Origin of the sequence: Marinobacter sp. DY40_1A1, assembly GCF_016597815.1 — a bacterium.
GTDB lineage: Bacteria > Pseudomonadota > Gammaproteobacteria > Pseudomonadales > Oleiphilaceae > Marinobacter > Marinobacter xiaoshiensis.
Genome location: NZ_VCHA01000001.1, coordinates 619,265 through 645,990 on the forward strand (window position 1 = coordinate 619,265; position 26,726 = coordinate 645,990).

Annotated in this window: 27 protein-coding genes; 25 read left to right on the forward strand and 2 right to left on the reverse strand. The window is 54.3% G+C overall.

All coding sequences use genetic code 11. The features are described from left to right. Positions 1-232 precede the first annotated feature (232 nt). The 18 genes from fliE to flhB all read left to right on the forward strand — a co-directional run bounded on the left by fliE (position 233) and on the right by flhB (position 15,645). Positions 233-601 (forward strand): flagellar hook-basal body complex protein FliE, encoded by a 369-nt coding sequence (gene fliE, locus FFI61_RS02845; protein WP_200201173.1) that lies wholly within the window; start codon positions 233-235, stop codon positions 599-601. Between the two features lie 15 nt (positions 602-616). Next, positions 617-2,317, forward strand: coding sequence for a flagellar basal-body MS-ring/collar protein FliF (fliF, locus tag FFI61_RS02850; protein ID WP_200369196.1), 1,701 nt, complete (start codon positions 617-619; stop codon positions 2,315-2,317). Continuing rightward, entirely contained in the window at positions 2,310-3,353 is a 1,044-nt protein-coding gene (fliG, locus tag FFI61_RS02855) for a flagellar motor switch protein FliG (RefSeq protein ID WP_200201171.1), read from the forward strand. Before fliF ends, fliG begins: the two co-directional genes overlap by 8 nt. Further along, a complete protein-coding gene (locus FFI61_RS02860; protein WP_200369197.1) occupies positions 3,353-4,276 on the forward strand; it encodes a flagellar assembly protein FliH in 924 nt (307 codons plus the stop codon). The genes fliG and FFI61_RS02860 overlap by 1 nt, the downstream gene beginning before the upstream one ends. Beyond that, positions 4,257-5,654, forward strand: a complete 1,398-nt coding sequence (fliI, locus tag FFI61_RS02865) for a flagellar protein export ATPase FliI (RefSeq protein WP_200201169.1) — start codon at positions 4,257-4,259, stop codon at positions 5,652-5,654. The genes FFI61_RS02860 and fliI overlap by 20 nt, the downstream gene beginning before the upstream one ends. Continuing rightward, positions 5,654-6,097: a flagellar export protein FliJ gene (fliJ, locus tag FFI61_RS02870; protein WP_200201168.1), complete on the forward strand. Its 444-nt coding sequence runs from the start codon at positions 5,654-5,656 to the stop codon at positions 6,095-6,097. Before fliI ends, fliJ begins: the two co-directional genes overlap by 1 nt. Positions 6,098-6,222: 125 nt before the next feature. Beyond that, entirely contained in the window at positions 6,223-6,528 is a 306-nt protein-coding gene (locus tag FFI61_RS02875) for an STAS domain-containing protein (RefSeq protein ID WP_200201167.1), read from the forward strand. Between the two features lie 24 nt (positions 6,529-6,552). Beyond that, positions 6,553-8,268 carry a fused response regulator/phosphatase gene (locus FFI61_RS02880; RefSeq protein ID WP_200201166.1) on the forward strand — a complete coding sequence of 572 codons (1,716 nt, stop codon included), beginning with the start codon at positions 6,553-6,555 and terminating at the stop codon, positions 8,266-8,268. Between the two features lie 33 nt (positions 8,269-8,301). Further along, on the forward strand, positions 8,302-8,658 hold the full coding sequence (locus FFI61_RS02885) for an Hpt domain-containing protein (protein WP_200201164.1): 357 nt from the start codon (positions 8,302-8,304) through the stop codon (positions 8,656-8,658). Positions 8,659-8,792: 134 nt separating this feature from the next. After that, a complete protein-coding gene (locus FFI61_RS02890) occupies positions 8,793-9,932 on the forward strand; it encodes a flagellar hook-length control protein FliK (RefSeq protein WP_200369198.1) in 1,140 nt (379 codons plus the stop codon). A 174-nt stretch (positions 9,933-10,106) separates the two neighbouring features. Continuing rightward, on the forward strand, positions 10,107-10,619 hold the full coding sequence (gene fliL, locus FFI61_RS02895; RefSeq protein ID WP_200369199.1) for a flagellar basal body-associated protein FliL: 513 nt from the start codon (positions 10,107-10,109) through the stop codon (positions 10,617-10,619). Positions 10,620-10,672: 53 nt separating this feature from the next. After that, entirely contained in the window at positions 10,673-11,671 is a 999-nt protein-coding gene (gene fliM / locus FFI61_RS02900) for a flagellar motor switch protein FliM (protein WP_200201158.1), read from the forward strand. Continuing rightward, positions 11,664-12,170 carry a flagellar motor switch protein FliN gene (fliN, locus tag FFI61_RS02905; protein WP_200201157.1) on the forward strand — a complete coding sequence of 169 codons (507 nt, stop codon included), beginning with the start codon at positions 11,664-11,666 and terminating at the stop codon, positions 12,168-12,170. The genes fliM and fliN overlap by 8 nt, the downstream gene beginning before the upstream one ends. Position 12,171: 1 nt before the next feature. After that, positions 12,172-12,627 (forward strand): flagellar biosynthetic protein FliO, encoded by a 456-nt coding sequence (fliO, locus tag FFI61_RS02910; protein WP_200201156.1) that lies wholly within the window; start codon positions 12,172-12,174, stop codon positions 12,625-12,627. Positions 12,628-12,635: 8 nt separating this feature from the next. Next, positions 12,636-13,400 carry a flagellar type III secretion system pore protein FliP gene (fliP, locus tag FFI61_RS02915; RefSeq protein ID WP_265092097.1) on the forward strand — a complete coding sequence of 255 codons (765 nt, stop codon included), beginning with the start codon at positions 12,636-12,638 and terminating at the stop codon, positions 13,398-13,400. Between the two features lie 27 nt (positions 13,401-13,427). Continuing rightward, positions 13,428-13,697 (forward strand): flagellar biosynthesis protein FliQ, encoded by a 270-nt coding sequence (gene fliQ, locus FFI61_RS02920; RefSeq protein WP_071267679.1) that lies wholly within the window; start codon positions 13,428-13,430, stop codon positions 13,695-13,697. Between the two features lie 3 nt (positions 13,698-13,700). Beyond that, on the forward strand, positions 13,701-14,486 hold the full coding sequence (fliR, locus tag FFI61_RS02925; protein WP_200201155.1) for a flagellar biosynthetic protein FliR: 786 nt from the start codon (positions 13,701-13,703) through the stop codon (positions 14,484-14,486). Positions 14,487-14,508: 22 nt separating this feature from the next. Beyond that, positions 14,509-15,645: a flagellar biosynthesis protein FlhB gene (gene flhB, locus FFI61_RS02930; protein ID WP_200201154.1), complete on the forward strand. Its 1,137-nt coding sequence runs from the start codon at positions 14,509-14,511 to the stop codon at positions 15,643-15,645. Positions 15,646-15,898: 253 nt separating this feature from the next. Here the strand turns inward: flhB and FFI61_RS02935 are convergent, their stop codons facing one another. Further along, a complete protein-coding gene (locus tag FFI61_RS02935) occupies positions 15,899-17,155 on the reverse strand; it encodes a uracil-xanthine permease family protein (protein ID WP_200369200.1) in 1,257 nt (418 codons plus the stop codon). Between the two features lie 2 nt (positions 17,156-17,157). Beyond that, complete coding sequence (upp, locus tag FFI61_RS02940; protein ID WP_200369201.1) at positions 17,158-17,796, reverse strand: uracil phosphoribosyltransferase; 639 nt, start codon at positions 17,794-17,796, stop codon at positions 17,158-17,160. Between the two features lie 226 nt (positions 17,797-18,022). On the opposite strand from upp, the gene flhA reads away from it, so the two are divergent. The 7 genes from flhA (at position 18,023) to FFI61_RS02975 (ending at position 26,673) form a co-directional block, all read left to right on the forward strand. Next, on the forward strand, positions 18,023-20,203 hold the full coding sequence (flhA, locus tag FFI61_RS02945; RefSeq protein WP_200369202.1) for a flagellar biosynthesis protein FlhA: 2,181 nt from the start codon (positions 18,023-18,025) through the stop codon (positions 20,201-20,203). 60 nt (positions 20,204-20,263) lie between these two features. Continuing rightward, entirely contained in the window at positions 20,264-21,580 is a 1,317-nt protein-coding gene (flhF, locus tag FFI61_RS02950) for a flagellar biosynthesis protein FlhF (protein ID WP_200369203.1), read from the forward strand. Between the two features lie 72 nt (positions 21,581-21,652). After that, positions 21,653-22,465, forward strand: a complete 813-nt coding sequence (locus tag FFI61_RS02955) for a MinD/ParA family protein (RefSeq protein WP_200201149.1) — start codon at positions 21,653-21,655, stop codon at positions 22,463-22,465. A 31-nt stretch (positions 22,466-22,496) separates the two neighbouring features. Continuing rightward, entirely contained in the window at positions 22,497-23,240 is a 744-nt protein-coding gene (locus FFI61_RS02960) for an RNA polymerase sigma factor FliA (protein ID WP_200201148.1), read from the forward strand. A 162-nt stretch (positions 23,241-23,402) separates the two neighbouring features. Then, positions 23,403-23,786, forward strand: coding sequence for a chemotaxis response regulator CheY (gene cheY / locus FFI61_RS02965; RefSeq protein ID WP_008173086.1), 384 nt, complete (start codon positions 23,403-23,405; stop codon positions 23,784-23,786). A 20-nt stretch (positions 23,787-23,806) separates the two neighbouring features. Continuing rightward, on the forward strand, positions 23,807-24,592 hold the full coding sequence (locus FFI61_RS02970; protein WP_200201147.1) for a protein phosphatase CheZ: 786 nt from the start codon (positions 23,807-23,809) through the stop codon (positions 24,590-24,592). A gap of 17 nt (positions 24,593-24,609) precedes the next feature. Then, complete coding sequence (locus FFI61_RS02975) at positions 24,610-26,673, forward strand: chemotaxis protein CheA (RefSeq protein WP_200369204.1); 2,064 nt, start codon at positions 24,610-24,612, stop codon at positions 26,671-26,673. Positions 26,674-26,726: the final 53 nt, after the last annotated feature.

A 26,726-nucleotide genomic window follows, 5' to 3' on the forward strand; every position in this document is an offset into this window, starting at 1 on the left:
CGCGGTGTTGTAGGTGACCTGTCCTTGCTGTGTTAACAATCTTATCCACAGGTATTGTGGGTAATTTAATTCTGTCAAAACTCTGTCGCTGTGGAACGTCTGTCTTTAGTTGGCGCTCATAACATTATGTAAATTAAGGGTAAAGTAATCCTGGCCTGACCATTGCTTAGACTTAATCAATACAGTTAGATCAGCAAGCCAGCCCCTGTCGGGGTGGTGTCAGGAGAAAGTTATGGTTCAGCGTGCCGACATCAACAGTGTTCTTTCCGATATCCGCGCACTGCGTTCGCAAATGAATCAGAACCAGCGTGTTGACCAGGATTTATCAGTACGTGGCCGTATTGATGGGCCGCGACAGGTTGATCAAACCCAGGAGACTAGCAGCTTCGGTAACATGCTGAGCAAGGCCGTTAACAATGTGAACGAGGTTCAGCAGGAAGCCAATTCATTGCGTACGGCCTACGATATGGGCGACCCCACTGTGGATATTACCCGAGTGATGATTGCAGCCCAGAAATCTACGGTGTCTTTTGAGGCCTTAACCCAGGTGCGTAACCGGGTGGTCAGGGCGTACGAAGACATCATGAATATGCCAATCTGATAACGGAGCACAGACATGGCCAGCGTTCCCGCAGAAACAGTCCCGAATATGCCAGCCACGCAGGGTGGCGGTGGCTCCGAAAGCAGCAGTGACTTGTTTATGGGCTTTAACCGCCTGAACCTGCTGCGACAGGTTGGCCTTATGGTGGGGCTTGCTGCCAGTGTTGCACTGGGCCTCGCAGTTGTACTTTGGGCGCAGGAGCCGAACTATCAGCCAGTGGTGGGGGATTTGTCTGCGTACAACCCTCAGGACGTAACCGCCATTCTCGACAGTAATGGTATCGATTATAAAATGGATACGCGCACTGGTGCTCTGCTGGTGCCTTCCGAGCAGGTATATACAGCCCGGCTTAAATTGGCGGCCGAGGGCGTTACAGATCAAAAAACCATGGGTTACGAACTGCTCGACAAAGATCGTGGCCTGGGTACCTCCCAGTTTATGGAAACGGTCAGCTACCGTCGTGGCCTTGAGGGAGAACTGGCGCGCACCATCAGCAGTATGCGTGGCGTGCGCGCTGCCAGGGTTCACTTGGCTATACCCGAGCGTTCTGTATTTGTGCGGGATGCCCGTGATCCTACCGCCTCGGTGTTTCTGGAAGTTTTTGCAGGGCGCCGTCCGGAGCAGGAACAGATTGCAGCGATCGTCAATCTGGTAGCCGGCAGTATTCCAATGATGAACAAGGACCATGTCACGGTTGTTGATCAGAACGGGAATTTACTGACTGGTAAAACCACTCGCGGCGATGGCGAGCGCATGCAGGATCAATACGAGTACACCTCGCGCCTGGAAGAGCGTCTTACGCGCCGCGTTGCCTCTTTAATCGCACCTATTGTTGGCGAAGGCCGGTACCGGGCCGAAGTCTCTGCAGATCTGGATTTTTCCTCAGTTGAGCAGGCAGAGGAGCTGTTTAATCCGGAGCAGCAAGCTGTGCGCAGTGAGCGCGATTTAACAGAGCAGCGCGTTGCCGGATTTAACGGTGGTGTGCCGGGTGCTCTGTCTAATCAGCCTCCCGCTAACGCCACAGTGCCTGAACAGGTTAATGCTCAAGCGGGCGCTGCAGAGGATGGAGTACCAGCGCAGCCGCCAGTGAATGTGCGCAAGGAAACAACACGAAATTATGAGATGGACCGTACGGTCAGTTACACGCGGCAGGAGTTGGGGCGCGTAAGGCGTGTAACGGTAGCACTGGCTGTTGACGACATGAAAGTGGTCAATCCGGATACCGGCGCGGTAACCTATGAAGCCTGGCCCGAGCAGGAATTGCAGCGCCTGAGCATGCTTGTGCGGGATGCTGTAGGCTATTCTGCTGCACGGGGTGACAGTGTAACTGTAATGAATACAGCGTTTGCCCCGGAAGAAGCTTACGAGTTTGAAACTCCCGGGTTCTGGGAACAGCCCTGGTTTTGGGATCTCATGAAGCAGGTTTTGGCTGGTCTGGTGATATTGGTATTGGTGCTAGGCCTGTTGCGTCCAACATTGAAGAGCCTGTCTGGTGGCGCTCAGCGTGCCCGGAGTGGGGATTCCGATTTGGATGGTTATGATGACGAGGGTGGAAACGATGCTTTGCGACAAGCATTGACCTCGCAGGACGACTTGCTTTTGCCGGGCGCGACAGACAGCTATGATAGACAACTGAATGCTCTTAAAGGCCTGATTGCCGAAGATCCGGCGAGGGTTTCTCAGGTGATGCGCCAGTGGGTGAATGTTGATGACTGATCAATCCGGAGCGCCAGGTGCTGATGCACCTAAAGCGCCTCAGAGGAAAATTCCTCGGGTAGAGCAGGCGGCGATTCTGCTGATGTCTCTGGGCGAGGCAGATGCTGCTGAAGTGCTCAAGCATATGGGGCCCAAAGAGGTCCAGCGGGTAGGTGTTGCCATGGCTCAGATGAAGGATGTGAGCAAAGGCGATGTAACCTATGTGCTCAATCAGTTTGTGGATGCAGTGGGTGGCCAGACCGGGCTTGGCGTTGGCAATGATGATTATATTCGCGCCATGCTGACACAGGCTCTTGGTGACGATAAAGCTGCGAGCCTGATTGATCGCATTCTTATCGGTGGCAATACCACCGGCCTGGACACGCTTAAATGGATGGAGCCAAGAGCTGTCGGTGATATTATCCGCTATGAGCACCCGCAGATTCAGGCCATAGTTATCTCCTACCTTGATCCGGACCAGGCTGCCGAAATATTGGCAACCCTGGATGAAAAGGTACGTCTCGACGTAATGATGCGGGTGGCTTCGCTCGAAAGTATTCAGCCCCAGGCCCTGCAAGAACTAAACGATATTCTGGAAAAGCAGTTCTCCGGCGGGTCGGCGGCCCAGACCAGTCGCATAGGCGGCATAAAGCGCGCGGCGGACATTATGAACTTTATGGATCGCAGTATTGAAGGCAGTCTGCTGGATTCCATCAAGGATATGGACCCGGACCTCGCCACAACAATCGAAGACCTTATGTTTGTGTTTGATAACCTCAAGGATATTGATGACCGGGGTATTCAGGCGTTGCTGCGAGAAGTGTCTTCAGAAGTGCTGGTTGTTGCCCTCAAGGGCGCTGATGACGCAGTGCAGGAAAAAATATTCAAGAACATGTCCAAGCGTGCAGCCGAGCTGCTGCAGGACGATCTGGAAGCGAAAGGCCCTGTGCGGGTGAGCGAAGTGGAATCCGCTCAGAAAGACATTATTAACATTGCCCGTCGCATGGCCGAAGCGGGAGAAATCACGCTGGGCGGCGCGGGTGAAGAAATGATGTGATGAAAGACTCCTCCAAAGATCCTGTTAAAGACCTCAGTCGCATTCCCAAAGAGGAACTTACCGCCTATGAGCGGTGGGAACTCCCGTTGCTCGATGCCCGTGGCAACGAGGTTGCCCGTGTGGAAGAGCGTAACGTAAAGCCATTGACCGCCGGTGATATCGTCGAAATTCGCCAGGCTGCGCATGATGATGGCTTTAACGAAGGGCGAGGGCAGGGATTGCAGGAGGGTCGTGCTGAGGGTTATGAGCAGGGCCACAAAGAAGGCCTTGAAGCCGGGCTTGCCGAAGGGAGAGAACGGGGCCAGAGCGAGGGTTATGACGAAACCCGCAAGGAAGTCAGCGCAAGCCTGGATCGCCTTGAACAATTACTGGGGGAGTTGCTGGTGCCTATCGGTCGGCACCAGGATGAAATTGAAACTTCTTTGCTGAACCTCACCATGGTGCTTGCCCGGGCCGTTGTTTACCGCGAACTGACTATCGACTCTTCACAGATACGCAAGGTGGTGCGCCGAGCCATGGAAGCCTTGCCCACCACGGCGGAAAATGTTCGGATTTATGTGCATCCGGATGATCACAGCGCCGTTGTTGAAGTGGCTGGGCGTTTTGAAGCGACAGCCTCTGTTGTAGAGGATGACAAGGTATTGCCTGGCGGCTGTCGGGTTGAAACCCGCAATAGTCTCGTCGACTTTACCGTCGAAAAACGCTTTCAGCGCGCTGTTCAGAGCATGTTGGAGCCTCAGGTCGGCAATGGTGAAAGCGGCGAACCTGAAGAATTGGGCGCGCTGATGGATGATCTGACAGACTTTCAGCGAGATGTACTGAGCTCTCCGGAAGAAAAAACAAGCGAAGAGGCTACTGAGGGCAGTATGCCCCCCGAAGATAAACCTGTCGAAGGCGAGCCTGATGACATCCTCCCTGGCTGACCGCCTCGATCGATATCAGGCTTATCTCCGCTCAGATCTGGAGCCTGAGCTTTCAGGTCGCCTGACCAGAATGGTTGGGCTAACGCTGGAATGTGTCGGCTGCCCGATGGTGGTGGGCGACAGGTGTGTGATAAAAGGCGAAGGTGGCGGCACGGTTGAGGCGGAAGTGGTGGGGTTTGAGGATGATAAAGTCTACCTCATGCCTTTGACTGCCATTGAAGGGCTTAAGCCGGGCGCAAGAGTGGTTCGGTTATCCTCTGCCAGCCGTGTGCCTGTTGGCCCTCTTATGCTGGGCCGTGTGGTGGATGGCAGTGGCGAGCCCCTTGATGGCAAAGGGCCATTGCAGGCTGAAGCCCGAGTGCCTCTTACCGGCGATATTATCAACCCTCTTAACCGCGCTCCTGTACGCCAATCCATGGATGTGGGCATCCGGGCCATTAATGCCTTGCTGACCGTTGGTCAGGGGCAGCGTTTGGGCCTGTTTGCGGGCAGTGGTGTTGGTAAGAGTATGTTGTTGGGCATGATGACCCGGTTTACCGACGCCGATATCACCGTTGTGGGCCTGATTGGTGAGCGGGGCCGGGAAGTTAAAGAATTTATTGAGGATATTCTGGGTGAAGAAGGCCTGGCGCGGTCGGTTGTGGTTGCCTCCCCGGCTGATGATTCGCCTCTGATGCGATTGCGTGCGGCCATGCTGACTACCCGCATTGCAGAGTACTACCGGGATCAAGGCAAGCGCGTGCTGCTGTTGATGGATTCGCTCACACGGTACGCTCAGGCCCAGCGCGAGATTGCATTGGCGGTTGGGGAGCCACCTGCGACCAAAGGCTATCCGCCTTCTGTGTTCGCCAAACTACCGCAACTGGTGGAGCGAACGGGCAATGGCTTACCCGGAGGCGGCTCCATTACTGCATTTTATACCGTATTGACCGAAGGCGACGATCAGCAGGACCCCATTGCAGATGCAGCCCGGGCGATACTGGACGGTCACATTGTGCTGTCCCGAAGGCTTGCGGAAGAGGGCCACTACCCCGCCATCGACGTTGAAGCTTCCATCAGTCGGGTTATGCCACAAGTAACAGAAACCGAGCATTTTGCTCGGTCCCAGCGGTTTAAACAGGTTTATTCCCGTTACCAGCAGGCCCGCGATCTGATCAGTGTTGGTGCATACGTGAAGGGTTCTGACCCGGAAACCGATTTTGCCATTACTCATATCAGCAATATGCGCCAATTCCTGCAGCAGGACCTTAACGAGCGCGCTTCCTTGCCTGAAAGTATTGAGGGCTTGCTGTCGGTCGTTCCGGAGAGGCGTTCACCGGAGCGCCGTAAATCTGCCGCTCTTGATCCAACGGCCGGTACCAATAGAGGTGCTGAATAATGCTGCGCTCAAAACGCCTCGCGGTTGTGCTCACTCTTGAAGAGCGAAAGGAGAAGGAAGCGCTCGAATTGATGGGCAAGGCTCGCGAAGTGGTTGAGCAGCACAGTGAACAGGTGGCAAAGCTCAACCGCTACCAGCAGGAATACCGGGATCAGATTCGAGAAAGCCAGCATGGCGTGGTGCAGGTAAATCGCTTGCAGGCCTGGCAGGCATTTATTGCCCAGCTTGATCAGGTTATCCTGCAGCAGCAAAAACAGCTTACCCAGGCTGAAGCAGTGTTTGAGGCCCGCAGGCGAGAGTGGCAACAAGCCTGGGAGCGCCGTCGAGGAATGGAAAAATACATTGAAACCTGTCGCCAGCAAGAAAGCAGGGCACAGGATGTTCAGGAACAGAAGCTTGCGGATGAGGCTGCTGGCCGGGCTTTTGCTCGTCGCAGTCGTTGATGCTTGCGCTGAATCATTCTTCACTTCATGCAAACTGGCAGCGCTGCGCTATCCTTGTATAAACACGGGGCGCCTGAACAGAGGCTGCCGGATGTTTTAATAAATACCACCGGAGGTTTATGCGGATGCCAATTGAGACCCACCGCAGTCACGATGGACGATCCCTGACCATCAAGATAGAAGGCCGCTTTGATTTCAGTACTCACCAGGCCTTTCGTGATGCCTATGAACATGGTGGGCGGGATGTTAGTGGCTACGTTGTGGATTTGTCAGACGCAACCTATCTCGATAGTTCTGCGCTGGGTATGCTGCTTCTGCTCCGGGATCATGCGGGCGGAGACAGTGCCGATATTGTCATTCAGAACTGCAACAACGATGTCCGCAAGATACTGACCATCTCCAACTTTGAGCAACTGTTCACCATTCGGTGATCCCTCAGATCACTGGAACCTGTCATGGATGAATCTGCACCTCTCAAAATTCTCATTGCAGACGACAGCGACAGTGACCGCCTGATACTGAAAACCTTATTGAAGCGCTTGGGCCACATGGTGGTCGATGCGGCCAATGGCCACGAGGCAGTGGCACTCTTTCAGTCGGAAACGCCGGATATTGTCTTGCTGGATGCACTCATGCCTTCAATGGACGGCATGGAGGCTGCCCGACATATCAAGAAACTTGCGGGTGAGCGTCTGGTGCCGCTGATCTTTATTACCTCTCTGACCGAGCCCGAGGACCTGGCAGGGTGCCTTGAAGCCGGAGGGGATGGATTTCTCAGCAAACCCTATAACCGGGTGATGATCAAAGCCAAGGTCAATGCGTTCAACCGGATGCGCCTGATGCACCAGGCGCTGTCTGATCAGCGAGACCTGATGCATGAGCGAAACCGGCAGTTGCTGAAAGAGCAACACATAGCCCGAGGGGTTTTTGATAATGTCGCTCATACCGGTTGCCTGAATGCGCCTAATATTCGTTTCCATGCATCCCCCTTATCAGTGTTCAGTGGCGATGTACTGTTTGCCTCACCCCGGCCGGCCGGTGGAATGCTTGTATTTGCGGGAGATTTTACCGGCCATGGATTACCTGCAGCGATAGGCGCTATGCCCGTAGCTGAGTCCTTTTATGGCATGGCGGGAAAGGGCTTTAATGGTGCCGATATCCTCAGGGAAATAAACCAGAAGCTGGTCCGGATTCTCCCGAAAGATATGTTCTGCTGCGGCGCTATGGTGGAAGTAGACTTTGCTCTGAATCAGTTAAATATCTGGAATGGCGGCTTGCCTGACATGTGGCTGATGCGGTCGCCAACTGAGCGTTACAGCCTGCCTTCGCGTCACTTGCCTCTGGGAATTCTGGGTCCGGACCAGTTTAAGGCAGACATGGAAACTGTGAGGTCGCGGCCAGGCGACCGTTTGCTCTTGATGACCGATGGTGTGCTGGAATGCTCTGATAGCGAGGGGCAGCTCTTTGGTGAGCAGGGCGTTCGTAGGGCTATAGAAAATGCTGGCCTTAGCAGGCACCCGTTTGATGCACTTATGAGCGAAATACAGCGGTTTACCGGGCAGCACAAGTTTGGCGACGATCTAACGCTTTGTTGTCTGGAAATGGTTGATGAAGCAGGTCAGGCGGCTTTGCCTGATGCCGTTGAGCTGTCGACCCTGGCTGGGCCAACGCAGTGGCGTTGTGATTACGAACTCCAGGGGAGTACGCTTGGAGAGTTTAACCCTCTGCCACTACTCCTGCATATCTGTATGGAAGTGCCCGGGTTACGGCGAAGGAGCGGAGAAGTTTATACACTGCTTTCAGAGCTGTACAATAATGCGCTTGAGCACGGTGTACTTCAGCTTCCATCGGAATGGAAATATACACCAGAGGGCTTTGACCGATACTATTCCGAACGGGCCAAACGTCTAAGCCGGGTAGATGGTCACTATATACGGTTCAGTTTTCATCACGATTTGACGGCTTTGGGGGGGCGTTTGCGTGTTGTCTGCGAGGACAGCGGCGAGGGCTTCGATTTCCAGAACCATCCCGTTCTGCAAGCCACAGAGATGGCTCAGAGTGGTCCCCGCTACGGCGGCAGGGGCTTGGCATTAATAAAACGGCTGGCGAAAACCGTCCAGTTTGATAAGAAAGGGAGCCGGGTAGACGTTGTCTATGAATGGTTCTTTTAATAATAACCTTTAACAGGAACAAGGGAGTTGGTCATGGTTGATAAGCCACACCTTGATGAAGAAGCTCTGGCAGAGCTTCAGGATGTAATGGAAGATGAATTCGAAACACTGATTAACACCTACCTGAGCGATTCGAGAGATAGAATCGAAAGCCTGAAAAAAGCCATAAGTGACGGAGATGCCGAGGCTTTGGCCCATACCGCCCACAGCTTTAAGGGCAGTTGTATCAATATTGGAGCACCGCGTCTTGGAGCTCTCTGCCGGGAAGTTGAGAAAGCCGGACAGGACGGGCGCCTGAGTGATGTTCAGCCCGTTCTGGATACCATAGACGCAGAGTTTCAGCGGGTGACGGATGCCCTGCACACGCTGATGGCCGGGGGCGCGGAATAGTCTGCTGAACCGGTAATGGAGCCAAAGGCTGTAGGCTGGCACCGCTTTTGCAGTTATCCGGGTATGAGCCTGATAAACCGCCTTTAGGCGGATTGAATCAGGCATCCAGGGTTCAAAAGCGGCAAGAGGTTGCCATGACTCAGATGGTTCTTCCCCAGACTCCCGCACCAGGGATGCAGAATGATGCCGGTGCTTCGAAAGCCGGATCAGCTCGCGACAGTGTGGGTGGCGAAAGCCGGTATGATTCTGTTTCCCGCACGGAGCAGAAGCGACTGGATCGCCAACAGGCCCAGCGTAACGACGATAACAAACAAACCGAAGCCAGAAACGCCCGGAAAGCAGACAGTGAGCCGACTGCGAATCAGGCCCAGCCTTCCGGAAAGCCCGGCGCGCCAGCAAAAGCTGACAAGACGGCCGCAGCAGACGAAACGGCTGTGGCTGGTATGAGTGTTGACGGAGCGAACGCAGAAATAGCGCCAGAGATGGAAGCGCTGGCTATTCCCCTGACGTTTGCAGAGTTGCAGGCGCTGCTGGTGCCGACAACAGGGCAGGCTGCGGTGGCAGGCGGATTACCTGCGAATAATCCAGCTGCAGTAGCGCCGGGCGCCCAGTTGTTTGCAGGTCTTGCCGGAGTCAAACCTGAACAGACTGCCACACAGTTGTCCGATTCAGTGATGCCCTTGGCCGGTAAATCGGCCAGTTCAATTGACCCCTCTGCGCTGCTGACCGGAACCCGTTTCGAATCGGCAGTTGAACTGGTTTCCCAGCAAAACGCCAACAACGCTGCCGGCAAGCTGGCGGCAGACGCGCAGGTGCCTCTGAGGAGTTACGCAACATCGGTTGATGTGCCCGTAAATCATGCAGAATGGGGCGACAAACTCATGGGCAAGCTCAGTTGGCTCACAGCCAAAAACCTGTCGGTGGCTGAGATTCACCTGACGCCTCCTGACATGGGGCCAATGGAGGTTCGGGTTCGGGTTCAGAATGACCAGGCCAACATCACTGTACATGCAGCAAACCCCGTTGTTCGGGAACAGTTGGAACTTCATTCCCACCGGCTCCGTGACATGCTGGGCGAGCAAGGGCTTTCCCTGGCTCAATTTGACGTGTCGGATAACTCTCGGAACTCGTCTGGAGAACAGAATACAGGTGACGGGGATGGCTCATCGACCGGGTCTGGCACAACACTGTCAGCGGCAGAAAGCGGTGACGAAGGGGGGCAAGCTGGCAGTCTTGACCTGAACTGGAATGGCGCCATCGATGTATTTGCCTGAGCACCAGCACTAAATACTGAACGCTGTTCGCCAATCCGCTTTGCCCCACACCTCTCGCAAGGCTAAACTGCGGGACTGAACGGAGGGCAGGGCGTTCTGGCCCGCTCCTTGCAAACAAATATACAAACGTCTTGGGCATAAGAGTTCATTGACGGATTTCTGGCGAAAAACACTATGGCAGAAAACAGCACAGCTGAGGCAGCACCGGCCAAAAAAAGTAAACTGAAACTGATCATTTTGCTGGTGATCGTAGTGATACTGGCGATTGCGTTATCCGTTGCAGGAACCCTGTGGTTTCTCGGTGGCACTATACCCGGAATGGGGGGCGACGCCGCCAGTGAGGACAGTACGGTAACGGAAGAACCCTTTACACCCAGTGTTTATCTGGAGATCGAAAAAGCTCTGGTAACAACGGTTCAGGGAGAGGGGCGCCAGCGTTATGTGCAGGTGTATGTGTCGCTGGAATCTCTGGGCCCTCAGGCTCTGGCTGCGGCCAAACTGCATATGCCCTTGATTCGTAGCCAGTTGGTGATGGTGCTTGGCAGTAGCAGCTTTGCCGAGTTGCAAACGCCGGAAGGGCGGAAAAACCTCGCAGACAGCATGCTGGATACGGTTAATCAGGTTTTGGAACAGGAAGGCGAACCCACCATCACCAGGGTGTTGTTCAGAAACTTCGTCGTTCAATAGTTAGCGCAACAGAGCCCCTACATGGGCACAGGTTTTCAGCGGCAGGACTAGGTATGCAGGATTTACTGTCACAGGATGAAATTGATGCGCTCCTTCACGGCGTAGATGAAGGTGACATCGATACCTATGAAGAAAGCGACGAAACCGGCGTAAAGTCCTACGACCTCTCCAGTCAGGATCGTATCGTCCGGGGCCGGATGCCGACGCTGGAAATGATAAACGAGCGCTTTGCCCGCTACACTCGTATCAGCCTGTTTAACTTGCTGCGCCGAAATGCGGATGTTTCCACCGGCGGCGTTCAGATCATGAAGTTTGGCGAGTACATACACACTCTGTATGTGCCCACTAGTTTGAATCTCTGCAAGGTACGTCCGCTGCGGGGAACATCCCTGTTTGTTCTGGATGCAAAGCTTGTATTCAAACTGGTTGATAACTTTTTCGGTGGTGAGGGGCGGCATGCCAAGATCGAAGGCCGCGAGTTCACGCCAACAGAAAATCGCATTGTCCAGATGGTCCTCAACCAGGTTTTTCAGGACATGCAGGAAGCCTGGCAAGCGGTTATCAAAATAGATTTTGAATACCTCAGCTCCGAAGTAAACCCTGCCATGGCCAATATTGTGAGCCCCAGCGAGGTTGTGGTGGTTAGCACTTTCCACATCGAACTTGATGGCGGCGGTGGTGAGCTACACTTTGCCTTACCTTATTCAATGATTGAGCCTATACGTGACGTGCTCGATTCCGGTGTGCAAAGCGACGTTGACGACGTGGATGAGCGCTGGGTCAGTGCCATGCAGGAGGACATCAAAGAGGTGGAGGTTCCAATAAACACCACTGTCTGCAGGCGTCGGATTTCCCTGAGGGAAGTCGCCAAGCTGAAGGCTGGCGATATTATACCGGTAGAGGTGCCTGAGCATCTGACAGTTACCGCCAATGGTATTCCTATTTACAAGGCAACCATGGGAACTCGAGACGGCAAGCTGGCGTTGAGAATTCATGAGCGGGCGGAACGCCCAAAGGTAAAAAAACAATCGAAGGTAGGACGCAATGGCTGACGATAAGAAAGAAGGTCAGGAGCTGAGCGAGGACGAAAAGCTGGCTGCCGAATGGGAAGCAGCCATGGAAGAGTCCGGTGATGAAGGCTCTGAAGAGTCCACGGAAGATGAGTGGGCCCAAGCTATGGAAGAGGCCGGGGAGACTGGGGCCGGTAAAGCCGCCGATAGCAGCGTTCGCGCAGCCCCTATGGAAGAGTTTGACGAAAGCAGCATGGCGACCAAGGGCAGCGCTACGCCGCCGGATCTGGATGTGATTCTCGATATACCTGTCAGCATCTCCATGGAGGTCGGGAATACCCAGATACCCATTCGCAACTTGCTGCAGCTGAACCAGGGTTCGGTGATCGAGCTGGATCGGCTGGCAGGTGAGCCATTGGATGTGTTGGTAAACGGAACCCTCATTGCCCACGGCGAAGTGGTTATGGTCAACGAAAAATTCGGCATCCGCCTGACCGATGTGATCAGCCCGGGCGAACGCATCAAGCGGCTGCAGAAATAGTATGTGGATTAAAGCGGCGGTAGCCTCGCTACTCCTGTTGGCGTTACCCGCCATTGCGGAAGAAACTGCTGAGGCCATAAAAAGCGCACCGGCAAAAGTGGCAGGCAACGCTCCGGATACCTTGGGCACGTTACTTAGCCTGGGTGTCGGCTTGTTGGCTGTCATAGCCGTTATTTACGGTTGCGCCTGGATTATTCGCAGAATGAATGGCATGACGGGCATGAATAACAATGCCATCAAGGTTGTCTCCGTAATGGCCATTGGCGCCCGCGAGCGCATCGCGCTGATTGAGGTGGGCGGCCAGCAGATTTTACTGGGGATCACCCCGTCAGCGATACGAACGCTTCAGGTTTTTGAAGAACCGGTTGTGGATGCAGGTAAAGCAACTTCCGGAGACTTCGCCAAACGGCTGCAGGGCATGATTGGCAAATCCTGGACGGCTCCGAGCAAGGAATGACGGATTCTATGATGGTGGCCGCACTCAAACGACACATTCCATTTTTAGTTGTACTTGCAGGTATGTTCTGGGCCCCGTTGGCGGCTGCAGACTTGCCTGGTATTCCCGCATTCACGGTTCAGCCCGGCGAGGGTGAAGGTGTTGAGGAATACTCGGTAACCTTGCAGATTCTGGCGCTGATGACCGCGCTGACCTTCTTGCCTGCCATGCTCATGATGATGACATCCTTCACTCGCATCATCGTGGTGTTTGCAATCTTGCGCCAGGCTCTGGGGCTGCAGGCGACACCTTCAAACCAGATACTGCTTGGCCTTGCGCTGTTTCTCAGTATTTTTATCATGAAGCCCGTGCTTGAAGAGGCTAATCGCGTGGGACTGCAACCCTACCTTCAGGAGGAAGTAACTTCCCTGGAAGCAGTGGAGTTGGCCAGTAAGCCGTTCAAGGAATTCATGCTGGGGCAAACCCGGGAAGATGATTTGGCGCTGTTCATGCGCATTGCCGACGTTCAGTACGATACTGCGCAGGATGTTTCATTCTGGATTCTGATGCCGGCCTTTGTAACCAGCGAGTTGAAAACAGCCTTCCAGATAGGATTTATACTGTTTATTCCGTTTCTTATTCTCGACATGGTCGTCGCCAGTGTTTTGATGGCCATGGGTATGATGATGTTGTCACCCATCATCATCTCGCTGCCGTTCAAGATTATGCTGTTTGTTCTTGTAGACGGCTGGGCCCTCATTATGGGAACCCTCGCAGCCAGTTACGGGATATAGGCCGGCTATGAGAGACAGGAGAGAAGCATGACTCCGGAAACCGTTATCGACATCATCCGTGAAGCCTTGTGGATGATCGTGCTGTTCGCGTCCGTCATTATCGGGCCTGGGTTGGTTATTGGTCTGGTTGTGAGTACCTTTCAGGCCGCTACACAGATCAACGAGCAAACCCTGAGCTTCCTGCCACGCCTGCTGGTAACACTTATAGTTATCATTGTTTTGGGGCCCTGGTTACTAACCAAGCTTCTGGATCATGCACACCGGCTGATCTCCAGCATTCCCTACCTGATCGGCTGATCCATGACCCCCATGGAACTCAGTGCAGACATGCTCGGCCAGTGGGTTGGGCAACATCTTTGGCCATTGTTCCGATTGGCCAGCTTTCTGATGGTCATCCCCATTTTCGGTACCCAGCTGGTTCCCGCCCGCGTGCGCTTGGGGCTTGCGTTGTTAATGACTATTCTGATCGTGCCGATGATTCCGGAAGTACCAAAGGTTGAAGCACTGAGTGCGGATGCCGTTGTTATTACGCTCCAGCAAATTCTGATCGGTGTAGGCATGGGGTTTGCGCTAACTGCACTCTGGCAGCTGTTTGTTGTTGCCGGCCAGATGATCGCCATGCAAATGGGCCTGGGCTTCGCCTCCATGGTCGACCCGGCCAACGGCGTAAACGTACCTGTACTCGCCCAAATCTACACCATTACCATTACTCTGCTGTTCCTGGCCATGAACGGTCACCTGGTGGCGTTTGAGGTGTTTATAGAAAGTTTCCGAATCATGCCCATCGGCATGGAGGGCCTGGGCCAGGTAGGTGTTTGGGAGTTGGCGCACCGCATAAGCTGGATGTTTGCCTCTGCCATGCTGCTGGCGTTGCCGGCGGTAACGGCCGTTCTTATTGTCAGCATTTCCTTCGGCGTAATGACCCGGGCTGCGCCGCAAATGAACATCTTCGCACTTGGCTTTCCGATTGGCCTGATTTTTGGATTGTTTGCCATATGGGTGCTGCATGCCAACTTTCTGCCGCACTTTCAGAACTACACTGAGCAAACCTTTGAGTTCATGCGGGGCCTGCAAGGGCAACCCTAACTGATACGCCAAGAGTTCTAGTATGGCTGAAGAAAACGACAACAGTCAGGAAAAAACCGAAGAGGCCACCCCCCGAAGGCTTGAGAAAGCCAGGGAGGATGGCCAGACTGCCCGATCCAAAGAGCTGGCCACCATGGCTGTTCTGATCGCCGGTGCCGGTGGTCTGTTGATGTTTGGCGCCCACTTGGGAGCTGCGTTGGAGGCCATCATGCGTGATGCTTTCACGCTGGAGCGCTCTGCAGTATTTGACACCCGGCACATGAGCCTTCAGCTGATGGCCTCGGCTAAAGAAGCTGCATGGGCGCTTTCCCCGATTCTTGTAATTCTTCTGATTGCCGCTATAGCCGGATCCATCGGCATTGGTGGTTTGTTATTCAGCGGTAAAGCGATAGCCCCTAAACTGAATCGCATGGATCCCATCAAGGGTTTGGGACGCATGTTCTCTGCCCGCTCCCTTATCGAGTTGGTTAAAGCTATCGCTAAAGTGGGCCTGGTAATGGCCTTGGCTGTGCTCATTCTGAATGTTCGCACGGAAGATTTACTCTCCATCGCCAATGAGCCGGCAGTGCCCGCCATGGAGCACGTGCTCTGGACCTTGGGTTGGAGTTTTTTCCTGCTCTCATGCGCCACCATCATCATTGCCATGATCGACGTGCCATTCCAGATTTTCGATCACCAGAAAAAGCTGCGAATGACCAAGCAGGAAATCAAAGACGAATATAAGGATTCTGAAGGCAAGCCCGAGGTTAAAGGCAAAATTCGCCAACTCCAGCGAGAAATGGCCCAGCGCCGCATGATGCAGGATGTGCCGACGGCCGACGTGGTCATCACCAACCCGACTCACTATGCAGTAGCGTTGAAATACGATCCGGACTCCATGGGTGCGCCAATGGTGGTCGCCAAGGGCAATGACCAAACGGCCTTCAAAATCATGGAAATCGCCCGCGAGCACAAAGTCGAAATCCTCCGCACGCCCCCGCTTACTCGTGCGGTTTACCACAACAGCGACATAGGCGACGAAATCCCCGATGGCCTCTACATGGCCATAGCTCAGGTTCTGGCTTATGTGTTCCAGCTCCGGCAGTTCCGCAAGGGGCGAGGGCCCAAGCCTGGGATGCCTGACTTGCCGATTCCTTCCGATTTGCGGCGGGATATTTAGCCGGCCGGCTTGGGCTCCTAGCCTGCTAGCTTTGGTGGGGGAGTGGTGGTGGGTGGCCTTTCCAGGACTGTCGGTGGCCATGGACGGCCACCGTCAAGCCCCCATGGATGGGCTCGTAGCGGTTTTTGGGAGGCAGCCCCGCATGGCGGCAAGCACCAAAGTCGGCAGGCTACAAAAGAGGAGGGTAGGTACAAGGAGGAAGAGCCACCACCAGTGCCCGAAGGCACCAGTGGGACAATAATTAACGCTGAGGTCAGTCTTCTTTGTGCTCGTAAATCGCCTTACCCCATGCTTCACGGCTACCCGGAAGAATCAGGTTCAGGATGATGGCCGCTACCGCACACAGGGCGATACCTTCCAGGTGGCCCAACACCATCCCGCCGATGCCGAACACCAGGGTTACGCCTACGATAACCAGATTCCGGGCCTGGGATAGATCAACTTGATGGCGGATCAGCGTGCTCATGCCAACCACGGCAATAGAGCCGAACAGCAAGCACAGAATGCCACCCATTACCGGTACCGGAATAGTCTGCAGAACCGCACCGAATTTGCCCACGAAGGCCAGCACGATCGCAGTGCAGGCCGCCCACCACATCACCTTCGGGTTGAAATTACGGGTCAGCATCACAGCGCCGGTGACTTCCGAATAAGTGGTGTTTGGAGGCCCGCCAAATAAAGCTGCAGCACTGGTAGCCAGGCCGTCGCCTAACAAAGTGCGGTGCAGGCCGGGCTTTTCCAGATAGTTTTTGCGGGTCACATTGCCAATCGCCAGAATATCCCCGATGTGCTCGATGGCCGGAGCAATGGCCACGGGAATCATGAACAAAATCGCACCCCAGCTAAATGCGGGTGCCACAAAGTTGGGAACCGCAAACCAGGGCGCCTGCTGGATAGGCGCGGTATCAACAATGCCTGCGAAAGCAGACAGCACGTACCCGACAATCACACCAAACATGATCGGAATCAGGCGGAAGATACCCTTTGCCCAAACCGAGGCGACAATGGTCACAACCAACGAAATCATCGCAATCCAAAGGGCTGTAACCTCCGGAATCAATTGGACGGCGCCATCGCCAGTGCGACCGGATGCCATGTGCACTGCAACCGGCGCCAGGCCAAGACCGATCACCATAATCACCGGGCCAATCACCACCGGGGGTAGGAGGCGGGTCACAAAGCCGGTTCCTCGCAGCTTTATGGCGCCACTGAGAATAATGTAGAGAATGCCCGCCGCCATCAGGCCGCCCAGAGTTTCCTCAAGGCCGAACTTGCCTTTGGAAGCAATAACCGGCGCGATAAACGCGAAAGACGAGGCCAGAAAGATTGGAATCTGGCCACCGGTCACAATATGGAAAATCAGAGTGCCCACGCCGGCCGTAAAGAGTGCGACGTTTGGGTCGAGGCCGGTGATCAGAGGCATCAGAACCAGCGCACCAAATGCTACGAGGAGCATCTGTGAGCCGGCAATTGCCTGCTTCCAGGTTGAATCCGTGGAGTGGTCTTGCATGATCAGCTGTCCTTTTGCTTGGTGCCGAAGATTTTGTCACCGGCATCGCCAAGCCCGGGCAGGATGTAACCCTTCTCGTTCAGGCCGTCGTCTATAGAGGCAGTGTAAATGGATACATCCGGGTGCTTGTCCAGAACCTTCTTGATGCCCTCCGGTGCCGCCACCAGCACCAGGGCGCGAATTTCGGTGCTTCCGGCTTTCTTGAGCACGTCGATGGTGGAAATCATCGAGCCACCCGTCGCCACCATAGGATCAACAATCAGAGCCATGCGCTGATCCAGTTCGCCCACCAGTTTTTCCAAGTAGGTGTTGGCTTCCAGAGTTTCTTCGTTGCGGATCTGGCCCACCACGCTCACCCGGGCAACCGGAATCAAGCTGAGAACGCCGTCCAGCATGCCGAGCCCGGCTCGCAAGATAGGGACGATGGTGATTTTTTTGCCTTGAATTTGCTCCACAGTCACCGGGCCGGCCCAGCCGTCGATGGTTTTTTCCTGCAGGCTGAAATCCTTGGTGGCTTCATAGGTCAGCAAGGCCCCGACTTCCTGAGCCAGTTCACGAAAGTTTTTGGTGCTGATCTCGGCGCGGCGCATCAGGCCGAGTTTGTGTCTGATCAGGGGGTGTCTTACCTCGTGGACTGGCATGGGCTCACCTGTTTTCTGGGTCTGGGGATAAAGGGTTGAGTGTTGCAATTTGTGGCGCAAGGATACCGCATCTTACAGAGTGAGTCAGGCACCAGAAGTCAGCTCGTGAATGAAATTCTGTGCGGGCTGGTACGGATCTTGCGGTAACAGAGTGAAAGACACTTTGGCGTCAGAATCTCGACCCTGAAAACGCCTTCAGAATCAGTAAATCGGAGAAGTTTAGGGCATGGACAGAGCTTTAGTCCTCAGTAACGTCAAATCCCTGACGCAGGGCAACCTAGGCGTACCCATTATGTTGATGGGCTTGCTGGGCATGATGATATTGCCTGTGCCGGCTTTTTTGCTGGACGTTTTCTTCACGTTCAACATTACGCTTTCCATTGTCATTCTGCTGGTGTGCGTATACGCGCTTCGGCCCATGGAATTTGCGTCCTTCCCAACGGTACTGCTGGTTGCAACGCTTTTGCGCCTGGCGCTGAACGTTGCGTCTACCCGAATTGTTTTGCTGGAAGGGCATGAAGGCGGCGATGCCGCAGGTAAGGTTATTGAATCCTTCGGGGCGGTTCTGATCGGTGGCAACTACGCGGTTGGACTCGTGGTGTTCGCCATTCTGATGATCATCAACTTCCTGGTGGTAACCAAGGGTGCCGGCCGGGTGTCGGAGGTGAGCGCACGCTTCACTCTGGATGCCATGCCTGGCAAGCAGATGGCCATTGATGCCGACCTGAACGCAGGCCTGGTTAACCAGGATGAAGCAAAACACCGTCGCGAAGAGATTGCCCAGGAGGCGGATTTCTACGGCTCCATGGACGGTGCCTCCAAGTTTGTTAAAGGTGATGCAGTTGCTGGTCTGCTGATTCTGGCCATCAACATAGTTGGCGGTGTTGCGATTGGCATGATCCAGCACGGCCTCGATTTCGGGCTTGCCATGGAGCGCTATGCACTGCTCACCATTGGTGATGGCCTGGTTGCCCAGATTCCCTCACTGCTCCTCTCTACTTCCGCAGCCATCATGGTTACCCGCGTTACCTCCAGCCAGGATATGGGCGGGCAGATTCTTCAGCAGATGTTCAGTGCGCCAAAAGCCTTGGCGATTGCTGCCGGCATTCTGATACTGCTTGGTTTGATTCCTGGCATGCCCCACGTTGCCTTCCTGGGGCTTGGAGGGCTTGCAGCGGGAAGCGCTTGGTATATCTGGAAAAAAGATCGCCAGACAGTGGAAGAAGGAGGCATGTTCCCCAGCCGCGGAGGCGCGGGTGTTGTGTCAGGCTCTGGTGGGCGAGACTTGCCGCTGGCTGGTGATGCGGGTGGTGATCCGGTGCGTCAGCTACCTGCTCCGGGCGAAACCCGTGAGTTGGGTTGGGATGACGTAGCCACGGTAGATATTGTCGGGCTGGAAGTGGGCTACCGGCTAATCCCACTGGTTGATAGAACCCAGGGCGGTCAGTTGCTCAGCCGTATAAAAGGCGTGCGTAAAAAGTTGTCCCAGGACTTGGGATTCCTGATGCCCTCCGTGCATATTCGCGACAACCTGGATCTCATGCCGAACGTGTACCGCATCACGTTGATGGGGGTGACCATCGCGGAGGCGGAAATTCACCCTGACCGCGAACTGGCAATTGATCCGGGGCAGGTGTTCGGAAAAATCGAAGGTATAGAAGGCAAGGATCCTGCCTTTGGTCTGGATGCGAGCTGGATTGAGCCTGAGAAGAAAGACCAGGCGCAGACGCTAGGCTATACCGTGGTGGATGCCAGTACAGTTGTTGCAACCCATTTGAACCAGGTTCTGCAAAAGCATGCGCACGAACTGTTGGGGCACGAAGAGGTGCAGAAGTGGCTGGATCAGCTGGAGAAGGCTTCACCCAAGCTGGCAGAGGAGTTGGTGCCCACCACTGTGTCTATCAGCCTTCTGCTGAAAGTGCTGCAGAACCTGCTCAAAGAAGAAGTCCCCATCCGGGATATGCGCTCCATTGCCGAATCCATGGTGAACGTGCATCCGAAGAGCCAGGACCCCAAGTTGCTGACCACGGTAGCGCGTCAGTCTCTGCGCAGGATGATTATCCAGAGTATCTGCGGTAACGATTCAGAAATACCGGTTATTACCCTGGATCCCGATTTGGAACAGTTGTTGCTTAAGTCTGTTCAGCAGAGTCAACAATCTGGCGGACTGGAAGATATAGGCATGGTTCTGGAGCCGAATATGGTGGAGAAGCTGCAGCGCTCATTGCAAGACAGCGTGCAGCGTCAGGAAATGCTGGGTAAGCCGGCCATCCTGCTGGTATCCGGGCCCTTGCGGCCGGTGCTCGCCAAGTTTGCCAGTTACGGTGTGGAGCGGCTGCATGTGCTCTCCTACCAGGAAATACCCGATAACAAACAGATTACGATCGTGGCGTCCGTGGGCCAATAAGCTGGCGGATGAAAGCACGGGTAACGCAGATAACGCGTGGCCGTTGGAGGATGCAATATCATGAAAGTTAAACGTTTTTTTGCCAAAAGCATGGCTGAAGCTCTGAAGCAGGTCAGTGAGCAGATGGGGCCAGATGCTGTCATCCTTTCCAATCGCCGTGTAGACGGCGGCATCGAGATCGTAACCGCGTTGGACTACGACGAAAATATGGCGCGCCAGAGCTTGGGCGCAGAGGCCAGTGAGGCCACTAACGGAGCCCGCCTTGCAGAGATGCAGGCAGAGCGTCATCGTCGGCTGGAGGATGAGCTGAGTCGCTCTCGCTCCCGTATTCGCGACGTGCGTGAAAGCCGAGCTGCAAGGGGGCAGGGTTACGCTGATGCATCCTTTGCAGAGTTGCACAGGGCCGCGAGTGAAGATTTTGCAGAGCCAGTCTCTCAAAGCGCTGGTAACGAAAATTATTCTGATGAGCTCGCCCGCATGCGTGCAGAAATAAACTCCTTGCGGGATCTGATGAGTGGCCAGCGTGGTGAGCCGGAGAAGCCCGGCATCAACGCGGTCCAGCAGCGTCTTGCAGAGCGGCTCCAGGAATTTGGTCTTGGTAATGATCTGGCGAGCTCGCTCTCCCGCCGCCATAAAGGTGGCAAGCTGGAAGATGGTTGGAAACAGTCCCTGAAAATGCTTGTTGCGGGCGTGCGTACTCCCAATCAGGAGTGGCTTGATGAAGGTGGTGTATATGCACTGGTTGGCCCTACAGGTTCGGGCAAGACTACCACCATCGGCAAACTGGCAGCGCGTTATGTGTTGAAACACGGCGCCGATTCTATTGCACTGGTTACGACAGACCGGTACCGGGTTGCGGCCCATGAACAGCTTTTCGTGTTTGGTCGTATACTGAATGTGCCGGTGCGCGTGGTGGATGAAAGCAACACCCTTGATGATATTCTTGATGAGCTCTCAGACCGGCACCTGGTGCTGATCGATACGGCTGGGCTAACCAGTACAGACAGAGGCTATCAGGAACAATTGGCAGAATTGGCCCGTAGCCATCACAGCATCCGGACGCACCTGGTTGTTTCGGCAACCAGCCAGCCGCGTATTATGAAATCCGTCTGGCATTGCTATAAGATGGCAGGTCTTACAGGCTGCGTGATGACGAAGATTGACGAAGCCCTGACTCTGGGCGAATCTTTGGGCTTTGTGATGGAAACCGGGCTGCCGGTTGCCTACTACACTGATGGGCAAAAGATCCCGGGGGATCTGCATCATGCTGAAGCCGTTCCGCTCGTACGCTTGGGAGTCGAGCGTCTGAAAATGCTTCAGCAACAGGCGGCGGCAGAGAAAATGCCTGATACAGAGCGCCCGCGGGAAATCGCATGAGGCTGTGAAAATCTGAGTTGTATCCGGTTATGAACCATATCCGGTTAATCCTGGCGAGAGATTATAAACAGTATGAGCAAAGCACATCCGGTACAGGTGATCGCGGTTTCCGGCGGCAAGGGCGGGGTCGGCAAGAGTAACATTTCAGTTAATCTTGGCATCGCTCTGGCGCAAAAAGGCAGGCGCGTTGTGCTGCTTGATGCCGATCTTGGCCTGGGGAATCTTGATGTGCTGCTCGGGGTAACCGCCAATCGTACCTTGCAGGACGTGTTGGCAGGAGAGTGTGACCTCAGAGACGTTCTGGTAAATGGTCCGGGCGGGATTAAAATCGTTCCGGCATCTTCCGGAACCCAGCGCATGACCCAGCTCAGCCCCATGGAGCATGCTGGCCTGATTAACGCATTCAGCGAGTTGGGCGATCAAATTGATGTGCTGATTATCGATACGGCGGCCGGTATTTCCGAGTCTGTTGTGAGCTTTTTGCGGGCCTCGCAAGAACTGTTGCTGGTGGTGTGCGATGAGCCCACATCCATCACAGATGCTTACGCTCTGATTAAACTGATGAACCGTGATTACGGTACCAACCGCTTCCGCATTCTCGCCAATCAGGTGAGCAGTGAGCAGGAAGGCCGCCATTTGTTTGAAAAAATAACCCGGGTAACCGAACGATTTCTCGATGTGGCACTACAATATGTGGGTATGGTGCCTTACGACGAAGCTGTGAAGAAAGCGGTTCAGCGCCAGAAAGCAGTGCTGGATGCATACCCCCGAGCCAAAGCGTCGCTTGCGATCAAGGCACTGGCTGACAAGGTAGAAAGCTGGCCACTGCCTTCATCACCCCGCGGACACCTGGAATTTTTTGTGGAGCGGCTCGTCGAAGTCTGAAACGGATCCCGTAAAAAATAAAACCGGATGCATGACATTGGCGAAAAACCTGGGAATTTATCATCAGGCTGGTGTGAAAAGTCCCTCGGACCTCATAGAGACTCACGCCCCCCTGGTAAAGAAAATCGCACTTCATCTTTTAGCGCGGCTACCGGCCTCGGTGCAGCTCGACGACCTGATGCAGGCGGGTATGATCGGGTTGCTGGAGGCCGCCCAGCGCTATAGTTCAACCAAGGGCGCAACCTTTGAAACCTATGCCGGAATTCGCATCCGAGGGTCTATGGTGGATGAAATCCGCAAAGGCGACTGGGTGCCGCGCTCTGTTCACCGAAACGCTCGTCGGGTTGCCCGTGCAATCAAGGAAGTAGAAGACCGGGAGGGCCGTGAAGCCCAGGACTTTGAAGTGGCGGAAGAGCTCGATATGTCTCTTTCCGAATATCATGCCACTCTGGCCGATGCTAACAGCGGACGGCTTTTTAGTCTTGATGAGCTCAATGAATCCGGTGAGCTGCCGATAGAAGAAACAGAGGCCCGGGATAATCCGCTGGATGATCTCACATCTGATTCTTTCCGCAGCAGCCTTGCGGCGGAGATTGAGCTGCTTCCGGAGCGGGAAAAGCTAGTACTGAGCCTGTATTACACGGAGGAACTGAACCTCAAAGAGATTGGCGCTGTTTTGGGTGTAAGCGAAAGCAGGGTCAGTCAGATTCACAGTCAGGCCGCGTTGAGATTGCGTGGAAGACTTTCCGAGTGGCGCCTTGAGGAACACAGCTAGGCGTGGCTTGAGACTTCAGGGTTCTGATGAAGTGTAGTATTTGGTAACCGATGCTTTACAAGCGCGATAAAGATCAGACAATACATGGTTAAATCAGCGGCCTGCTACACTTTAAGCGCAAAGGTCAAAACGAATTCCGGGTCTTAATAACTGGAGGTCCCTTTGGACAAAAATATGAAAATTCTCATTGTGGATGATTTCTCCACAATGCGACGGATCATCAAAAACCTGCTCCGTGATCTTGGCTTCACCAACACCGATGAAGCGGACGACGGAAATACAGCTTTGCCTATGTTGAAAAGCGGTAAGTACGACTTCCTTGTGACAGATTGGAACATGCCGGGAATGTCTGGCTTTGATCTGTTGAAGGCAGTGCGGGCAGATGAAAACCTGAAAACCCTTCCTGTTTTGATGGTTACCGCCGAAGCCAAGCGCGACCAGATTGTTGCAGCGGCTCAGGCTGGCGTGAATGGGTACGTAGTAAAACCGTTCACTGCTGCCGTTCTAAAAGAAAAAATCGAGAAGATTTTTGAACGAATTCAGTAACCGGAAATTGGATGGGTCGTATGAGCGATAAAAAAAAGATCCATCGGGATCTTGAGCCAGAAGTGACCGAAAAGCTCCGGCACCAGGCAGCAGAGCTCGCCCAAAGTGTGGAAGGCGGCGATTATGCCCGAGCGATGAACCTGATTAACGAGTTAAGCGAAGTCAGGGATCAGAGCCTTTATCGTGAAGTTGGCCGTTTGACACGAACGCTTCATGAGGCAATCCGCAACTTCCAGATTGATCCGCGCAGCCAGGAACAAAAAGAGGTGCTGTCTTTGATGACAGACGCATCCGACAGACTGGCGTACGTTGTTCAAATGACAGGTCAGGCTGCCAATCGCACTATGGACCTGGTTGAAGAGAGCATGCCTCTCGCCCAGACACTCCGTGAAGAAGCCTCGTCATTGAGCGAAGAATGGCAGCGGTTGCGGCGCCGGGAAATGCAGCCGGCTGAGTTTCGTGAACTTTATGGCCGTATAGATACCTTTTTTCTTAGCGTTACCAATGATGCGGACACACTTTACAGCAGTCTTTCCGAAATTCTGCTGGCGCAGGATTTTCAGGATCTGACGGGCCAGGTAATACAGCGGGTGACGGCTTTGGTGAAGGAGGTTGAGGAACAGATGCTCAGCCTGGTGGTTATGGCGAGCCACGTTGATCAGCTTACCGGCACAGTACACCAGATTGAAAATCAGGAAGTCTCCGCCGAACAGGGCGTAGGGCCGCAAATGAAGGCTGAAGAACGCGAAGATGTAGTCTCGGGACAAAATGACGTAGACGATCTGTTATCCAGTCTCGGTTTCTGAACAGAAGAGGTTAGCCCATGGCGTTTGATGCCGATGATGAGATCCTGCAAGACTTCCTGGTAGAGGCCGGGGAGATTCTTGAGAAGCTGTCGGAACAGCTTGTTGATCTTGAGCAACATCCAGACGACAGTGATCTGCTCAACGCCATATTTCGTGGATTCCATACCGTAAAGGGTGGTGCAGGCTTTTTGCAGCTTGACGCTTTGGTTAACTGCTGCCACTCCGCCGAGAACGTGTTCGATATACTGCGCAACCATAAACGCGCGGTGGATTCCGAGCTGATGGACGTTGTGCTGGAAGCTTTGGATCATGTGAATGCCATGTTCGAGCAAGTGCGTAACAGGGAAGAGCTGACGCCTGCGCCGGACGAACTGATTGCGGCACTGGATGCTCTTGCACTGCCCCAGGTTGCTGGCGAGCCGGTGAGCAACCAGTCTGTAGACGTTCCTGCTGCCCCTGAAAGCGATCAGGATGGTGGCGATATTACCGATGAAGAGTTTGAACAATTGCTGGATGCGTTGCATGGCGATGCTCCCGTAACTGGCGCCTCCGATAGCTCCGCACCCGACCAATCCCCAGCCAACAGCAGCGGCTCAGCTGATGAAATTACAGATGATGAGTTTGAAGCCCTGCTTGATGAGCTGCATGGCAAAGGCAAGTTTGCCGCGAAACCACCCGCAGATGATGCCCAGACGACAGGTGGTGCCGGCCCTGAAAAGGGCGGTGATGGTGAGCTGATCACTGACGACGAATTTGAAAAACTGCTCGACGAGCTGCATGGCAAAGGTGGCAGCCCAACCACCGGTGGCTCCGGGCCAGCGCCAGCGAAGTCGCCGCAGCCGAAAGCCGAGCCTGCGAAAGTTGTGCCTGAAAAAGCGCCAGCCAGTAAACCGGCCTCTCCAAGAGAGCCGGCTCCAGTGGCAGAAACCACTGTGCGTGTCGATACCAAACGCCTCGATGACATCATGAACATGGTGGGCGAGTTGGTACTGGTGCGAAACCGGCTCCAGAGACTTGGCTCCGACAGTGAAGACGAGCACATGCACAAGGCGGTATCAAGCCTTGATGTAGTGACCACAGATCTGCAGGCTGCAGTCATGCAAACTCGCATGCAGCCGATCAAGAAAGTATTCGGTCGCTTTCCGCGGGTTGTTCGCGATCTCGCCCGGGGCATGAAGAAAGAAGTGAATCTGGTGATGATTGGCGAAGACACCGATCTCGACAAAAACCTTGTTGAGGCCCTATCGGATCCCCTTGTTCACCTGGTGCGAAATTCTGTTGACCACGGTATCGAAACGCCAGATGTGCGTGAAAAGGCTGGCAAGCCCCGGCAGGGCACCGTCACCCTCTCTGCCGAGCAGGAAGGGGATCATATCCTCCTGTCTATCGATGATGATGGTGCAGGTATGGACCCGGAAGTGCTACGCCGCAAAGCCGTGGAGAAAGGGATTTACGATCAGGACGCTGCCGATCGCCTCACGGATACAGAGTGTTTCAACCTGATTTTTGCCGCCGGGTTTTCGACGAAAGAGCAGATTTCTGATGTGTCCGGCCGCGGTGTGGGCATGGATGTGGTGAAAACCAAAATAAATCAGCTCAACGGTCAGCTCAGCATTGTTTCTGCCTTGGGCAAGGGTTCTCGCATCATCATCAAGGTGCCCCTGACTTTGGCGATTATGCCCACCTTGATGATCAAGCTTGGTGATCAGTCTTTTGCTCTGCCGCTGGTGAATGTGGTGGAGATATTCCATTTGAATCTGACACGTACCAATGTAGTAGATGGCCGTGAGTGCATTGTTGTGCGGGACAAGGTGTTCCCGCTTTTCCATATAAAGCGCTGGCTGGTGAAAGGGTCTAATGCCGTAACAGGTCCCGAAAGTGGGCATGTTGTGATCGTTGCCATGGGCACCAGTAAGGTTGGGTTTGTTGTTGACCAGCTCGTCGGTCAGGAAGAGGTGGTTATCAAACCTCTCGGACGAGGATTGCAAGGCACACCGGGTATGGCAGGAGCAACAATTACCGGTGATGGCCGTATCGCACTGATTATCGATGTTCCTAGCTTGCTGCAGCATTACAGCTGAGGTTGTCACTGGCAGGCTCAAGGCTTTATGGAACAAAGCATTTTGGTAGGAGA